The 16,122-nt window shown below is 38.4% G+C and carries 18 protein-coding genes; 14 read left to right on the forward strand and 4 right to left on the reverse strand.

The features are described 5' to 3' along the window. The first annotated feature begins 116 nt into the window (after positions 1-116). Positions 117-536, forward strand: a complete 420-nt coding sequence (locus CWC18_RS14780; protein ID WP_138592034.1) for a tetratricopeptide repeat protein — start codon at positions 117-119, stop codon at positions 534-536. Positions 537-601: 65 nt separating this feature from the next. Here CWC18_RS14780 and CWC18_RS14785 read toward each other — a convergent pair whose 3' ends face one another. After that, positions 602-802 carry a hypothetical protein gene (locus CWC18_RS14785; RefSeq protein WP_138592033.1) on the reverse strand — a complete coding sequence of 67 codons (201 nt, stop codon included), beginning with the start codon at positions 800-802 and terminating at the stop codon, positions 602-604. 192 nt (positions 803-994) lie between these two features. Between CWC18_RS14785 and CWC18_RS14790 the strand changes: the two genes are divergently transcribed. From CWC18_RS14790 to CWC18_RS14835, 10 genes are all read left to right on the forward strand, one after another. Beyond that, positions 995-2,116: a serine hydrolase domain-containing protein gene (locus CWC18_RS14790; RefSeq protein ID WP_138592032.1), complete on the forward strand. Its 1,122-nt coding sequence runs from the start codon at positions 995-997 to the stop codon at positions 2,114-2,116. 229 nt (positions 2,117-2,345) lie between these two features. Further along, positions 2,346-2,837: a peptide deformylase gene (gene def / locus CWC18_RS14795; protein ID WP_138592031.1), complete on the forward strand. Its 492-nt coding sequence runs from the start codon at positions 2,346-2,348 to the stop codon at positions 2,835-2,837. A gap of 354 nt (positions 2,838-3,191) precedes the next feature. Continuing rightward, a complete protein-coding gene (locus CWC18_RS14800) occupies positions 3,192-4,430 on the forward strand; it encodes an MDR family MFS transporter (RefSeq protein WP_138675568.1) in 1,239 nt (412 codons plus the stop codon). Positions 4,431-4,994: 564 nt separating this feature from the next. After that, positions 4,995-6,290: a methyltransferase domain-containing protein gene (locus CWC18_RS14805; RefSeq protein ID WP_138675569.1), complete on the forward strand. Its 1,296-nt coding sequence runs from the start codon at positions 4,995-4,997 to the stop codon at positions 6,288-6,290. 249 nt (positions 6,291-6,539) lie between these two features. Further along, positions 6,540-6,974, forward strand: coding sequence for a carboxymuconolactone decarboxylase family protein (locus tag CWC18_RS14810; RefSeq protein ID WP_138675570.1), 435 nt, complete (start codon positions 6,540-6,542; stop codon positions 6,972-6,974). A 20-nt stretch (positions 6,975-6,994) separates the two neighbouring features. After that, positions 6,995-7,465: a DUF6597 domain-containing transcriptional factor gene (locus CWC18_RS14815; protein ID WP_138675571.1), complete on the forward strand. Its 471-nt coding sequence runs from the start codon at positions 6,995-6,997 to the stop codon at positions 7,463-7,465. Between the two features lie 30 nt (positions 7,466-7,495). After that, positions 7,496-7,780: a helix-turn-helix domain-containing protein gene (locus tag CWC18_RS14820; protein ID WP_171041123.1), complete on the forward strand. Its 285-nt coding sequence runs from the start codon at positions 7,496-7,498 to the stop codon at positions 7,778-7,780. Positions 7,781-7,931: 151 nt separating this feature from the next. Next, the gene (locus CWC18_RS14825; protein WP_138592026.1) at positions 7,932-8,117 is read left to right on the forward strand and encodes a hypothetical protein; all 186 of its coding nucleotides are present in this window, start codon (positions 7,932-7,934) and stop codon (positions 8,115-8,117) included. Beyond that, positions 8,114-8,386, forward strand: coding sequence for a hypothetical protein (locus tag CWC18_RS14830; protein ID WP_138592025.1), 273 nt, complete (start codon positions 8,114-8,116; stop codon positions 8,384-8,386). Before CWC18_RS14825 ends, CWC18_RS14830 begins: the two co-directional genes overlap by 4 nt. Continuing rightward, the gene (locus CWC18_RS14835; RefSeq protein WP_138675573.1) at positions 8,383-8,841 is read left to right on the forward strand and encodes a hypothetical protein; all 459 of its coding nucleotides are present in this window, start codon (positions 8,383-8,385) and stop codon (positions 8,839-8,841) included. Before CWC18_RS14830 ends, CWC18_RS14835 begins: the two co-directional genes overlap by 4 nt. Positions 8,842-8,893: 52 nt before the next feature. On the opposite strand, the gene CWC18_RS14840 is transcribed toward CWC18_RS14835, so the two are convergent. Both CWC18_RS14840 and CWC18_RS14845 read right to left on the reverse strand, forming a co-directional pair. Continuing rightward, positions 8,894-9,085, reverse strand: a complete 192-nt coding sequence (locus tag CWC18_RS14840) for a hypothetical protein (RefSeq protein ID WP_138592023.1) — start codon at positions 9,083-9,085, stop codon at positions 8,894-8,896. A 407-nt stretch (positions 9,086-9,492) separates the two neighbouring features. Beyond that, entirely contained in the window at positions 9,493-10,713 is a 1,221-nt protein-coding gene (locus CWC18_RS14845) for a glycoside hydrolase family 18 protein (RefSeq protein ID WP_138592022.1), read from the reverse strand. 495 nt (positions 10,714-11,208) lie between these two features. Between CWC18_RS14845 and CWC18_RS14850 the strand changes: the two genes are divergently transcribed. From CWC18_RS14850 to CWC18_RS14860, 3 genes are all read left to right on the forward strand, one after another. Beyond that, complete coding sequence (locus CWC18_RS14850; protein ID WP_138592021.1) at positions 11,209-13,134, forward strand: S8 family serine peptidase; 1,926 nt, start codon at positions 11,209-11,211, stop codon at positions 13,132-13,134. 483 nt (positions 13,135-13,617) lie between these two features. Continuing rightward, positions 13,618-14,322 carry a hypothetical protein gene (locus CWC18_RS14855; protein WP_138675574.1) on the forward strand — a complete coding sequence of 235 codons (705 nt, stop codon included), beginning with the start codon at positions 13,618-13,620 and terminating at the stop codon, positions 14,320-14,322. 53 nt (positions 14,323-14,375) lie between these two features. After that, positions 14,376-14,891 (forward strand): GNAT family N-acetyltransferase, encoded by a 516-nt coding sequence (locus CWC18_RS14860; RefSeq protein WP_138592019.1) that lies wholly within the window; start codon positions 14,376-14,378, stop codon positions 14,889-14,891. A gap of 281 nt (positions 14,892-15,172) precedes the next feature. Here CWC18_RS14860 and CWC18_RS14865 read toward each other — a convergent pair whose 3' ends face one another. Next, complete coding sequence (locus tag CWC18_RS14865; RefSeq protein ID WP_138675575.1) at positions 15,173-15,997, reverse strand: MBL fold metallo-hydrolase; 825 nt, start codon at positions 15,995-15,997, stop codon at positions 15,173-15,175. Positions 15,998-16,122 lie beyond the last annotated feature (125 nt).

Consider the following 16,122-nt stretch of genomic DNA (forward strand, 5'->3'; position numbering starts at 1 on the left):
CAGTGCATGTGGGTTGTGAACCATAAGTCGTTACTTTATAAGTTTCTGTTTTGTTGTAAAAAGCTCTATAATCAAAGCCTATTTGTTAAGGCGCACATAAACACAAGGCTAAAAATATGAACACCAAGCTATATAAATCTGTATTGGCACTTACAGATGATTTGATGGCAGCTGCACAAGCGCAAAATCAGCAAAGGTTTGATGACCACTATGCGCAATTAAAACTCTTGTGTGAGAGCAACGAAGGCTCAGATAAAGACCATCCTGTACAATGGGAAACATTGGCAGATTTTACCGATGACTTGGCCCTTGCAGTTACACTGTATGAACATGCCCTTGTAAAGGCACATGCAATTAACTCGAAAGATTTCTGTTCTTCAATTGGTTATTCTATTGGTGCATTAAAAGTGGAATTAGGTGATAAAGAAGGGGCCATCGCTGCATTAGAGCAAGCCAAAATAGCATGTAATAAAATTATTGATAAGCAATTAAAAGCAGAGATACATGACTTGCTTACTACGTTGGTAAATGAATAATACGCTGTGTTTAATATTTTTTAAGTTATTAAAGTACTCTAAACTTAGAGCACTTTAATATGAAATCAACAAGCTCTAGATGTTAGGTTTCCTGGGCATTCGGGACCATCGGTTAAACATAAGTTTGTATTTTGTTGACAGCGGTAAGTTCTATAGCTGCTGTCTGCTTGAGCACCGCCTGCAATGCCTGGGGTCATATCTGATGGAATTTTCGCTGCGTCTTGGCTTAAAGTTTTTATTTTCTTTTTATTTAGTTTTAGTAACATTTTATTATCTCCTTTATTTAGTTACCACTTTAAGCTATCCATTTTATTTCTTATTGTAAAGGGTTTTTATTAATTTTTTATTGATAATAACTAAATTATTTTCGGTGATGATTAAGTTTGGTTTTTGTGGTTACTATGTGTAGAGAACACTATAAACTATGTGAAGGGTTAGTGCTGAGGTGAATTGAGATAATGAAAGTATGGTTTATATCAGTCCTGCTACTTTGTACTTGTAAATATGTATTCGCCTTACCTAAGGGGGAGGGATATTTTAAAGAGTATATCGAAGACACCGATTTCTCTGGAATTTTTTTTGCGGCGCATAATGAGAAAGTTATTTATAATATGCCATATGGGCTAGCTAATAGAGAGCAGAAAATTAATTTCAATGCTAACTCTGTATTTCATATAGGCTCAATCACCAAGCAATTCATTGCTGCGGCAATCATGAAGCTTTCTGAGCAGCGGAAATTACGACTTAATGATACGTTACCGCTTTATTTTAAGCATGTGCCGGCTGATAAGCGTGCTATCACATTACATCAATTGTTAACACACTCTTCTGGTTTTAGTCATAGTACAGGGCCGGTCTATGAGTTAGTGAATGAACAAGCTTTCATATCGCGCGCGCTTAAGTCTCCACTGCTGTTTAAACCGAGTACACAGCACCGTCATTCAAATATAGGATTTGGTCTGTTAGCTTTAATCGTTGAAAAAGTATCTGGTCAAGGCTATGAGGAGTTTGTGAGAGGAGCAATATTGCTTCCAGCGGGTCTCAGTGAAACGGGGTATCGACTTATTGGCCGTAAAGAGGCTAATTTGGTAATAAACTATGTAAAGACTACTAATATAGTCGAGCAGTTATTTTTATTAACGCCTGCCTATAAAGCATTAGGGCATCCTTTACAGCATTTTTACGAAAGCTTGGGTAAAAGGTGGAATGTAGAAGGTTCGTTAGGGTATTTATCGACGATTTCTGATATATATCAGTGGTACTTGACGATCCGAGCACGCAAAGTGCTAACATCACACTCATGGTCGTTAATATTAGCCGAGCAGCAATCTGCATCATGGCATGCTGGTGGTGTTCAATATGGCTATGGCTGGGTGGCAGATAAAGCGCCTAACGGTGAACCGCGCTTATTTCATAAAAGTATATCTGAAGAGACATTTGCGATGCTCAGCTATTACCCTGAGAGTGATGTCTATATATTTGTTGTCGCGAATTATCGTGATAAGCAGTTAAAGGAAGTCGCTTCGGCATTTAACGAAGCTATATTGGAAACGGTAAAGATCAGTAATAAAAGCAACTGAATTATTAAAAAAACTGCTCAGGCTAGTGCGATTAGCATTTCAAGTTAGAAAGGACGTTTGGCATTTATGGTATTGAGTTTGGAGCCTCTGTTGTGTTTGTGCAAGCTTATCTTTTAATTTTAAATACGATAGAATGTGCTCATTGTAAATCGTTAAAAATACACGGTTGATTTTGTGATAGGTTCGTTACCTTGAACTGTGTATATGCAAGTAAAAATACTGAGGTAAAATGGCCGTTTTAGAGATCCTTAAAGCTCCTAATGAGAAGTTAAAAATCCCCGCAACCCCAGTCACTGATGTGAGCTCTGTACAGCAGCTGATTGATGATATGTTAGAGACGATGTATGCAACCGATGATGGTATTGGGCTTGCGTCTACACAAGTCGGCCGTAAAGAAGCCATCATCATCATTGACATCTCAGAGGGAAGAGATGCCCCACTGATTTTGATAAACCCTGAAGTGGTTGCAGGTGAAAATGTTGAAAAAGGCCAAGAGGGGTGTTTATCTGTTCCGGGCTATTATGCTGATGTAGAGCGTTTTACTAAAGTAACGGTGACTGGGTTAGACAGAGAGGGCAATGCTGTAACGATTGAAAGTGATGAGTTTTTAGCAATTGTTTTACAGCACGAAATAGATCATTTGAAAGGCAAATTGTTTATTGATTACTTATCGCCACTAAAACAAAAAATGGCACTGAAAAAAGTGAAAAAATGGTCGTAATAAGCCAGAGAAAACCAGAAAAGATTACGGTGTAATACAGAGTCATATTTCTTGAAGAGGCAGCTATGTAATGAGCTGCCTTTTTCTTGTCTGTGATTTACATTCACGTCATGAAAATATCTTTATTTGAATTCAGCTGTGCCGACTTCGGGGAAGTACTATGGGGTAAAGCGAAGTCCAATAAGTTGTCTATATGTGATTTTGTAAAAGGTTAAAAGAGAGAATGAATATTTTTAAGTCGTGCTGATAGTTATATAGCGGGCTATAAAATAAATATTTTATTTTCCTTTACCTCAACTTAACTTTAGGTTTTATGCTCTTTCACTAAATAATTCGAACAACAAAGGATATATCATGGATAGAGGCAATGTGATCGCACAATTAGGTAATTTTACACCCTTAGTTTGGGTGATGTTACTGGGTAATTTTTTTGTACGGGCGACCTACTATATGGTTTGGCCTTTCTTATCTGTTTTGCTTTATCAAAAGTATGACTTAAGTGCCACCGAAGTTGGGTTACTATTGACTATATCAGCGGTTGTATCTGTTTTATTTGGTTTTTATACAGGTAATTTGGCAGACCGTTATGGCCGCTTTAAATTACTATATGTTGCGGTATTGGTCGGTATATTTGCATTTAGTGCATTGGCACTTGCAGACTCATTGTGGTCTTTTTGTTTTGCGGTATTTTTAGCAACAATGCCTCGCTCTTTGTGGGATGCCCCAAGTAAAGCGGTATTAAGTGACGAACTTAAAGATGACAAAGACCGAGAGCTCGCGTTACACATGTTGTATTTTTTAGTCAATGTAGGAGCCGCTTTGGGGCCATTGTATGGTTTGTGGGCAGGTTTAAACGGAGAGCAATTTAGCTTTATTTACACTGCAATATCTTACTTAGGTTTGTGTATTGCATTGCTACTTATGAACCATAGTAGGGCTGCCAATATTACTGAAGTAAGCAGTAGCTCGACGCCACCTAATTTTTTCAGCTGGTTAGGTATATTAAAAAAAGACACCGTTTTTTTGTTAGTGTTAGCAGCAAACTTACTGATTTACTTTGTATTTGCACAAGGGGACTCCAGTTTAATTCAGTATTTAGCTCGTGCAGAAGTGCCTGAGCTTGCAACGCTTGTGTCTTTGCTTATTGTGACTAATTCTGCAGTTATTGTGTTATTTCAATTTCCTTTACTTCATGTCATGCGTCATTGGTCAATTCAAACGCGCTTATATTGTGGTGGTGCAATTTTAGTTGTGTCACAAATATTAATGGCGTTAAATCCCGTTGATTATTTTACCGGTTGGATTGTGTGTGTATTCGTATTAAGTGTGAGTGAAGCAATTATGTTTTCTAACATTAATGTACATATTGATAGGCTTGCTCCTGAACATTTGAAAGCAAGCTACTTTGGGGCGGCTGGTTTATGCTCGCTAGGGTTTGCCTTAGCACCCTTACTTGGGGGACTCGTATTAGATATGGCCAGTGGCCCAGTTTTATTTATAGTTACCTCAGTGATCAGTATGACGGCACTGTTAATTTATCATATCGCACAAAGCACGCCTCGGTATGATACGAAGTGTGCTATTCATTCTTAAGGTATGTGAATGTGAGGGCTATTATCCGCAAATGGCCCTCACTCGCTCATAATCAGTAAGTTACACTTTACCGTCATACTCTTATTGACATAAGAGATTTTTTGGAGCGCTGCAAGCCTTGCAGATCTGTTGTGACTATTTATACACAGTATTTTTTAAGTAATATATGAGCGACTTGATTGACTTATTATAACATCAGCTATTGGTGTGACATGGCAATGAGCAGTTAAGTAATAATGCAAGCTCGTCTTTACCTTAATGCTTAAAGTTCGCTCCGCATAACAAAGGGTTAGATATTTCTATTAAGTCACAAAAAGCCTTTGGTTGAAGTCGCAATTTTTTTTAATGCTAAAAGCTAGTGGCCTTATTTATATCAGCCTCCTAAAGCAGAAAAGGTGATCTCGTTATCAGCGCATCGAAAGAGGGTATTTTGAGTGTTCTTTTATATTGATTGCGTGTTTATTATACTATTTAGCTCTGTGTAAGCGGCTGTAATAGCAATTATTGCATATTTTGATAGGTTAAATCTCTACATAAGAATTGCGTATATTGGAAAGGATGAGTATGGAAAACGTTAGCCTTGGTAAATATAAAATTGCCGTAACTCAGTTATTGAATGGCGCGACTTGTGCTGGCACAATGACGCCTTATATTAAAGATTTATTGAGTTACTTATCTGATAAGACAGGGGTTTGTGCTGACTTTGACATGAATGACTGGGACGATGCGAAAACGGCAAAAGGTGTGGCGATTTCCCCCGTGCAAGCAGCGAAATGTTTAAAAGAAACACTACGTAGTCAAAAGTTTATGCAAGGGGTAAAGCGAGCGATTGAAGATAAGTTAAATAGCAATAATGAGAACATCCATGTGCTTTATGCTGGGACTGGACCATATGCTACCTTGTTGCTTCCATTACTTTGCGTATTAAAATTAGACAGAGTCAAAGCTACGCTGATTGATATTCACCCAGAGAATATTGACGCGGTAAAAACGTTAATTAATCACTTTGATGTGGCCAATAATATTACAGACGTTGTATGCGCCGATGCCACTGAGTGGCAAGCCACAGAGCCCCAATCATTTGATATTATTATTTCTGAAACGATGACCGCATTATTAAAACGAGAGCCTCAAGTATTTATTTTTGCGCATTTATCTCAATATTTAAAACCTTCAGGTGTACTGATCCCTGAAGAGGTGTCTTTAAAATCTTGGCTAGTTAATCAAGCAGAGCCAGACTATTTATTGGGTGAGTTTTTTAAATTAGATATAAATCAATCGCGTGCGTTGTTTGAGGGCGACAACAGCGCCTTTTCAGGGGCGCAGCTTATACCTGAAGGATTCGAAACAGGCTATCGCTTTAAACTCACCACAGACATTAAAGTGTATGATTCAATCTATCTTACTGAGAATGAGTGCAGCTTAAATATTCCTCTGACCTTTTTACCACATAAAGCGGTATTAAAAGGGGGAGAGAAAGTGAGCTTTGAGTACGTTAATCCGCAAAGTGCCGACTTTATCTTTACATTCCCAAATGACGATAAGCCTGAAACAGAATTGGAGCTATCTAGCTATGACGTAGAAATTGGTAATGGTTTAAAGCTTATCAAGCGCGTGTATGAACGTGCGCAAATGAATAAACATGGTTTAAAACATGCTACATCAGAACAAGAGTGGCAAGCGCAGGTAAAATTGTTTGAGTTATTGGGTCTTTCTGTCCACAGGGGAGTTGAAGCATTATATGAACATGAGTCATTTGCTTTGTTCGAAAGTTGGCTCACTGCGCAGTACGATGCGTTAAATAAACCGCCAGCCATTGAGACAATGAACGAGCAAGTGATACGCTGCTTAGCAGAATAATTTATCAATAGGAGCCTGGTTCCTTTGGCTCAGAATAACTTTATAAGTAATATACCGGCTGGGTCATGCCAGCCCTTTGAGTGTTAGCTGCGTAGGGCTGAATAAACATCCTGCGTAAATTTTCATTTATCGTTCATATTTGTCTTTGTAATTCATCTCAGTATTATCGTTACGGTCTATGTCGATTTTCTTCAATACGTTTAGATAGCGTGCCTGTTACTTTATGGTTTTAACCATAAGGACAATAAAATGCATTCGATAAATTACCATCAGTTGGCCCCAAACGCGTTAAATATTCTCTTGCAACAAGAGGCGTATTTAAAAAATGCATTCAATGATTCACAATGGCTTAGCCTAACATTATGGGATTTGGTCAAAATGAGAGTGTCACAAATGAATCGCTGTGCATATTGTATTGAGATGCACAGTCAAAGTGCATTAGCACAAGGAGAGTCTTTAGAGCGCTTACTTGCTTTGAATGCCTGGCAAAATTCTTCACTATTTACTAAAAGTGAAAAAGCGATACTCCATTGGGCTGAACGTATAACCAATAATGCAGACTTAGGCAGTGAGGAATTATCAGAATTACGAGAGCACCTTGATGAGCGTTCAATATGTGACTTAACCTTTGCTATTAATGCGATTAATAGTTGGAATAGGGTTGCAAGGGCCTTCAACTCCTAAAGTAGGATGGTAAAGACACAATGAAAATGTTGGTGCAACACAATGATGGCTTGGATTTACAGGTCTACTTTCCACAAGGAATATTAGCAAAGTATGTGCAAGGTATTTGGATTGCTGTACATCAAGGTGTTGATACCAACAATGTCACACGGTACTTAAAAGCAAATGGATGTAACGCTATTACGTTTTGTTTAAAAGGCCATATCGCATTTGATTCTGTAAAATATGCACAGGGTGTTTATTTACAGCCCGCCACTCTTCGTGCAAAAAGAATGACTTTTTCTTCAAATACCCTCGCAGTGGGGGTTTGTTTACAACCCGGTGCTATGTCACTTTTTTCACCATTACCTAACGAGGTAACTTGCGCAGGTAAAACGCAAGGTGAAAAGAACCCTAATTTACGTGTCTGCTTTGATATGTTACTAACTGCGCATACCCCTTATGCATTATTAACGTGTTTATATAGGTATTTTATGTCTATTTTTGCATAGGCGGCTGACTTTAATCCTACTTTGTTACGCGTGTTGCCATATTTTAGTGAGCCTAAATCATTGCAGAGTATTGCAGCTGGGTTACCTGTTGGGCAACGTCAACTTGAAAGGGTTTTTAAGCAAGCAATGGGGATCACCGCTAAACAATATCAGCGTATATTACGGGTAAATAAAACGGTACAATACTTGAGATGTAACCCCTCTGCCAATTTAATTGCGGTTGCTTACCAATTTGGCTATTCAGACCAAGCGCATATGACGAGAGAGTTTAAGTCTTTTACACACTACACACCAAGCTATTATATACGTGCCTAGCATGTAATTTTTACTGTTAAAAACTAAACAATCCCACTGAAGTCGTAATTACACCCCTCTCGCTGTAATGCTCTGTAATTGCTGATAACGCGTAATGTCTCTAACCTATTTGAATTGAGAGACAAATCGTTAATTATACTAGGTGGTGGGAATGAATATTCACAAAGGATATGTTGATAGTGATGAAACAGAGGGTTATTTCCAGATCCTTTCTTATTTTATTAGCGAGAAACACGCTGACTCACCGAAGCCAGTAGATGATATAACACGTTTGGGATCTCTTAAGCTTTTTGAACACATCGTACAAGGCTTGAATTGTCAGGAGGTGATCTCATGATAAGTGTAACGCCTAGCACCTTAGAAATGAATAAAGTCTTTGTCGATGAAAGTTTGATCCGTGCTTGCATGTGCTCGCATGCACCCCTCAAAAATTGGCTATTACTTGATTTCAATGTTCTGCAGTATCCATTTGCAGAGCTTATGACACAGCGTATTCTAAAGTGCGATAATATCGACAAATACCATGACGCTATTATTGAACAAAGAGCGCAGTTTGGGATGCCAGAGCAGCTATTTGCACAAGATAATTTTTCTTTAAAGAGATGATCCAAAACCAAGCTGAGGGTACCGGTTTAGTCAGGTTGTACAAGCGCTTTGTGACTGAGTATTTAGCACATAAAGTCGCGCATTCGCTCAATTTAGATACGCGTCCCGATATAAGGGTCCATTTACCAACCACTCGGCCAGTCAGTGAGTTTCATGATGATTACTCAATGACGCATAATTTCGAAGAAATTAATATGTGGTTGCCCTTGGCTGATACTCAAGGAACATCAACACTCTGGTTAGAGTCAGACTATGGCACAGGAAAAGCACAACCAATAGATGTTAAATACGGACAAGTCTTGTTATTTGATGGTGGGATACTGAAACATGGTAGCCGCAAGAATAACACGAATAACACTCGGATCAGTTTGGAAGCAAAGTTGTCTTTAACTGGTTCTACTGAGCGCGCTGATGCTGTCCATTTATTAGACCGGTTTAGTTTCGTACAAGGGTAAGTAAGGCCGTGCACAAACATAATATTTGTGCACGGTGTATTTAGGTTACTTTTTAATAATACTGATATGAGTCACAATGACACTGTGGGTCTGCAATTAGGTCACTGGCTGTGAGTGTCAGTGGTTGCTGGTTTTGATGGTCATACACTGTTGCAACTTTCAGTATTTCATCAATACCAATTACTTCTACTGGATGGTTGTTATATTCAACCCATTCACCGTTTCTGAGCTCTTTTAAGTTCATAGTGATACCTCGTTGTTGTTAATTAAACAAGTATAGTACTGGATAGTGAATACACGAATGAATGTGAGTTCATTGGGCTCCTTTACAGCTGAAAAGTGAATACATAAGTTGTAAGCGGAACATATTACATAGCATTAACATTTGCTAGCGTTGCTGAAAGGGCTTGTTTAATAAATTGTCTTTTGTTCTTATTCATTCTATTAAACTCTTTTTCAGAAATAGGTTAATTGGTTGAGTTGTGAACGATGCTGGCAAGTTTTATATGGTGGCTAGTTCTGTAAAATGAATACACTTCAAGCGTTTTACCCACATTTTATTATGTGCAATGGGCTGCATACATAAAGTTAATAAAGAACCTATCAATGACTGTGAAAGTACATTACAGGTTCTTTACGGTGACCGGGATCTTATCGGTTAACTACATAGTTTTTACAAGCCCCTAAATTTGTATATCTATGTTCATGACCTAACGTCTTTGGTGCGACACTATGAAGGGGGCCGCCATTAACTTTCCAATTACTTCCTTGATAGCTAATAATATCATGCGTGCTATACACTGCTGGGTAAGGCTGCCACGCTTCAGCACAAGGCTGACATTTTGGTAACTCTTTTGCGATTACATTAAGCAACTTATATTGTTCATCTCTGGCATCTTGATGTAGCTCCCATATAAAAACACCAGGATAACCATTGTCTGAGACAAACTTTGATTTGGTTTTTATCAGCTCTGGTGTTTCCCAAAAATAAGCATCATTATCAAAAAGATATTGACCACTGTTGTAATCTACTCCCATACCTATCACCAAGGTTTCTACAATGTCGCGTGCAGTGTGGCTAGAAACAGGGCCGTTTTTACTGTCTACGAAGGTTTTATTATAGAAAGGGAGCCCTAAGCTTGTTTTAGCCACATCATATTTGCTTATCATACTTTGACTTGCTGGGTTTGGGTTAACAAGCCCCGCATGAATATCGTCCCACGCGGCATGATGTTTAATTGGTGAGCCACCCCAGCCACCTGTGTAGTCATAGGCCATAAAACGAATAACATCGGCATACTTATCTAAATCAGGGTGAAAGTTAATTCCTGACCAACCGCCAGCTTGCACATCCACTGTCACTTCAATATTTTTAGGTAAGGCAGCACGCAAGTCTTTTACTAAGGTCAAAAGCATATCACTTTCAATGGGGTTTGGCTGGTTGTAGGTACTCCAGTCCTCCCAATCGACATCTATGCCATCAAGATTGTGTCGTTTTGCGTACTCGACTAGATTGAACACCAGTTGGCTGCGTGCAGTCTCATCCATAGATAAAAAATCTACACCAGCACCGCCAACGGAGATCATGACTCCCGTATTATTGGCATGAGCATGCTTAACGATATCATCAATATACTTGTCGGCCTCAAGAGTATCTAGGCTTCCATCAGGCTGAGGGTAAGCAAAAGCAACGATAATATGCGTCAATTTATCTGTAGCAAGTGCTTGAATATCGAGCTGTCCGCCAGCAGGATAATCCCATGTAGCATAAAAGCCTTCGATTCTTGGACAAGACTGTTCAGCAGCAGCCATAGTCGACAATGGCAGAAAACATAACGCGGACAGACTTGTCAGTAATTTTCTTTTGTTCATAGTATATTCCTTATAATTACATGTTGTATTTTTAACCTTGCTTTTGATGTAACAATTTTATTTAAAATATGTAAAGTGAAATAATATAACGTTAATTAACACTGCGTTTTAGCTCTGTCTTTTTGCAGTATTTTCCAGTAGAGGCCTCTGAATCATACACCGTGTTTGAGTACTATCGGATGGGTATATGTTTTTGTGTTTATTTATAGTTATAAGCAACGGGCTATGTGAAATAACAGTGTGTATAGATAGTTGTTTGGGTTACGTTTTACATTGTTTGTAAAATTAAATATTCTGAATTGGCACTTTATTATGAATATTGACTATGCGAAATTAGCAAACTATAAAATCATAAGTTATTGTTTTAATGTGTTTAATATGTTTTTATGCTATTTTCATTAACAATTCTTTACATGGGAGGTTACTTTTGAATGTTAATTATTTTGTTTTCTGATACATTTTTAGCGACAACAATAACAATTGACAGGTTTTATAATGACTAAGAAACAAAAAAACAACAAAATGATTTTTAGTGCAACGTTACTTTCGTTAGCTGTATCAGCATCACTTCATGCAGCCCCAGCACTTGAAGAGTCTGAAAAATCACCGTTGCCAAAGCGCTACATTGTAAAATATAAAACAGGTACAGCTTCTACATTGATGACTCAAAGTTCAGAAATGTCACATTTAGCTCAATCTAGAATGATTACTCTTGGTATTAACAATGCTCAGTTTAAACCAAGCTTAAATGCCATTGTTACACCATTAACAAGTTCTCAGTTACAAACCTTGCAAGAAGACACCAATGTTGAGTATGTGGAAGAAGATTTACCTCGACGTCTTATGTCGCAAGAAACACCTTACGGGATCAGCTTAGTTCAAGCAGATCTTGTTGACGACATGGTAGCTTCAGCAGCCAGTGGCGGTAAAAAAATATGTGTCATTGATTCAGGCCTCGATTTACCACACGAAGATATGGGCAGTAATGGTGGAACTATTACAGGAACCAATGACCGAGGTACAGGCAACTGGTTTGAGCATGGAGGCCCTCATGGTACCCACGTCGCAGGAACTATTGCTGCACTGAATAATGGGATCGGGGTTAGAGGTGTTATTGGTACAGATCCATCAATGCATATTATTAAAGTGTTTAATGCGAGTGGCTGGGGTTATTCATCAGAATTAGTTGATGCAGTCAATAAGTGTCAGGCAGCTGGTGCTGATGTAGTGAATATGAGTTTAGGTGGTGCGGGCTCTAGTACGACTGAACGAAATGGTATGCAAGCTGCTGCTGATGCTGGCATGTTACTCATTGCAGCTGCGGGTAATGATGGCGTATTATCAAACCCAACTGATCTAGAGAGTTTCCCTGCTTCATATGATTCTGTTATGTCAGTAGGTGGAGTCGATAAAAATAAAGATTTATACACCAGTTCACAAAAAAATGATCAAGTAGAAATTGCGGCCCCAGGTGTTGATGTGCAATCGGCTTACCCTGAAGGTGATGGTTCATTAGTTACTTTAACTGTGAATAACGTAGCTTACGAAACAAATGCAATGGAAAACCAAGGTGTTGTTACCGCACCGCTATATGACTTTGCGACCGGTGAAGTACAAGATACTGGTGCTAGCGGTAAGGTTTGTTTAATCCAACGTGGCGCAATTTCGTTTCATGACAAAGTTAAAAACTGTGAGGACAGCGGTGGTTTAGGCGCGATTATCTACAATAATGCAGCGGGAAGCTTCAGTGGTACTTTAGGCGATTCGAATCAAACAACTATCCCAGGCTTAACAGTCTCTGATGTCGCTGGTACAGCAATGTTAGCTGATGTAGGTACATCTGCTGCTGTTAATATTAGCCCTGGTAACTATGGAAAAATGACGGGTACGTCAATGGCGTCACCTCATGTTGCGGGCGTTGCAGCATTAGTATGGAGTCACCACCCAAGTTGTACAGCAGAGCAAATTCGTACGGTGTTGACTGCAACAGCCGAGGATTTAGGTGCTCCAGGTCGTGATGTGCAGTTTGGCCATGGTTTAGTACAAGCAAAAGCAGCGTTAGATTACTTGAACAGCAATGGTTGCTCTGGTTCACCAGGTGGTTCGTTACCTACGATCGATGAAACTGTAAATAATATTAATGTTTCGCGCCGTAGTTGGGTACGTTATACATTTGACTTAGCTGAAGGTTACTCTGATTTTAATGTCGCTATGTCTGGTGGTACAGGTGATGCTGATTTATATGTCACATACGGTAAAGCATCGACGCGTTCACAGTGGGATTGTCGCCCATATGCTGGTGGCAATGTGGAAAACTGTGCGTTCCAAAATCCTCAAGCAGGCACTTGGTATATTGATGTATATGGTTACAGTGCTGCAGCAGGTGTAACTTTAAATGTAACAGCTACATCATCAAAATAGTCTTCGTATGACCTGTCCTAGCATGGGTTAGCAGAATAATTTTAAGCCGCGTAACAGCGGCTTTTGTATTACTAGAGAATGCGGCTATGCGCAGGAAAGTTATCAGGTGAATCGTAAAATGAGTTACAATACGGGTACATCTAATACTGAACCTATATTATGAAAGTCAAATTTAACGTTTTCTATTGTATTTTTTGTATCCTTTTCTCGACGATAAGTTCAGCGAACAATTTTCAATACGCTAAGGTAATTGACAATTTAAATGCTTAGAAAACAAAAAAGACATCAAGTAACTCTCGCAAAGAAGAGTGGGTCAAGCTGGCTTATTTAGTTGGCCTAAATGGAAAAGCAACAGATATTCATGTTACTCACTCATCAAGATCTAATCCGCACATTAAATCAGCGGTAAAATATATACGTAACCTACGGTTTTCTCCTGCAACATTTAATGGCAGTGCGGTTGAATCTTCAAAAACATTTCTAATGGTTTATGACAAGAGTTTCTTTGGCAGTAATAACGATGGTATTTCAGTAGGTTTTAGCAAAAGGTATGAAAAAATAAATCGTTTGTTGGCGGAGAAAAAATTTAAAGATGTTGATGAACAATTAAAAATATTAGTAGAAACGAATACTCGAAACCTCACAGAGCAAGCTATATCGGCTTGGTTACATGCAATATATTATTACCAAACGTCCCAGTGGCATGAATACGGTCATCAAGTTGCTGTGGCAAATATACTACGTGACTACCTACCCACTAAAATGGCTATTACAACTGCACAAAATTTATTGACATGGCAAATGTATATTAATGAATATACAGGAGCGCTTAACACGCTAGATAGTTTACGCAGTATAAAAAATGCTAACATAAGTGATGATATTTATCTGAAAATGAGAACGCCAATACTCAGCACCATAAAAGACAATACTGAAATTGAGATAAGCAAAGAACTTAAGAAGAACAATATATGGGTATATCCAGTAACCCGCTCAGAGTTAGCTATAAGTGTGACTAGAGGCAGTATCGAAGTTGCTCAGTTACGGTGTAACAATGGTGTTCAGTCATTATCTATTGCTGCACAATTTACGGTTTCTGTTCCTTCACACTATTTACAATGTAATTTACTAATAAAAGGTGAAGTAAATAGTATAATAAAGGTACAAGAAAGTGGCGTAATACACTAGGCTGTCCAAGTATTGGGCTGAGGCCTATATTTATAGAGGTGATAAGGAAGTATATGAATAGTGATAGGTTACAGCTAAAACCATTAGAACAGTCTGATTGGGCGCTTTTCAAAGAACTAAATCAATGCCCAATACTAATGAAATATGTAGATGATCCTCGTTCAGAGAGTTTGCTTGAAACGATTTTTGAACGTAGGATTTGTGCCAAAATGAGTGAAAAGAAAAGCTGGGATTTTAGTATTACTGAGAAAAGCACAGGTGAAAAAGTTGGTAATATTGGTATTGCGCTTACAGAGAACAACAGCGAAGAGGCTGAGGCTGGCTGTATGTTAAAAGCATCAGCTCATGGAAAAGGGTATGCATCGGAGGCTTTGCGTTTGATAGTCAATTATGCCTTTGAAACGGTGAATTTAAATAAAGTCATCGCGATATGCGCTACATCAAATATCGCCTCGTGGAAATTACTTGAGAAAACAGGTTTTCATAGAGAATCGATGTTGCCCAAAAATACTTCGATCGGTGGGCAATTAGTAGATGATTACGTCTATGTCATTTTTAACAAAGAGTAAAATTATATGAAAGGGTGCGGCTTATTTATTACTTAATAGTCAATATGCCGTAGCCTTCAGGCGAGTTTTATAGATTTAACTTATCAATTTTTTGGGGGAGTTACAGGGAGCACTTTGATCCTAAATTAGTCGGCTTGTTTATAGACTATATAGATAAAGTTATACACATCATGGAAACGTACCCAGATTAAGCGATTGTATTCAGATGCGTATATAGAGTCAGATGCGTTCAAAGCAAGTTATTCGGCAAACTCGTCTCTTACCGCTGATAGTATGACGCACTATTTAGCATTGTTAGTTGTTACTTTAATAGTTCTTTTTTCACCCGGTTTTGCGAAATAATCTACAGCCAACGCTTTTATTTTATCAGGAACTTGCATTGGGTTATGAACATACGTGATATTACGAGCATTGAGCTGAATTTTAGCCGACGTTGTTGAGTGTTCATCGACAGCAAACACTCCTGGTATAAACGCATGGTGCGTTATTTTATCCGCCCAGAACTTTGCGTATGGTATGTAATGCTGTGGATTGATATCAGCATCTCCAAAATGCAGTACTGTGACGCCATCAATGGTTACACGATAGATTATATTTTCAATTTCGGTTCTCTTTGGCCAACCGATGTGCGGAATACGAACGGCTTCAGCATGGATATTGTTAATGTTTAAGCTAGTTGGCTTATCGCCAATGTTAAGAGATACTTCATGTAATTGCGGCTTGAACTGTTGGTAATTTGGCTGTAAAGCGAGTTTTTTCATTACTTGCGTGGGGACAATTAACTGAACTTCTTTATGCTTTTGTAAGTAATCAGATACTTCGGCAGCATGAAAGTGGTCCGCGTGATCATGGGTAATAAAAATGGCATTAATAGTGCTAAATGGCGCTGCACTATTAATGAGCTTTTCTTTGATCTGCTTGGGCACTAATGTAAAACGATTATAGTTTTGCTTGAATATAGGATCAAATAGTATTTTTTTATTGTTATTTACTATTAACACTCCTTCATTACCTAAGTATTGTGCGCTAGCAGGTATATTCTTTGCTGTTATCATGCCAGAGAAAAGCATCATAATAATTGTAATGAGACTCAATATTTTATTCATCAATTACTCTATCCTTGATTTTACTTTTTAAGATGTGGATTAAGCACTAGGTGTGCATTGTTTGATTAGAAATATTGCACTTAACAGGATAGGTGTATATATCTTTGTGTAGTGGTCAATCATTT

Origin of the sequence: Pseudoalteromonas aurantia (genome assembly GCF_005886875.1) — a bacterium.
In the GTDB taxonomy this organism is placed as follows: Bacteria; Pseudomonadota; Gammaproteobacteria; order Enterobacterales; family Alteromonadaceae; genus Pseudoalteromonas; species Pseudoalteromonas aurantia_A.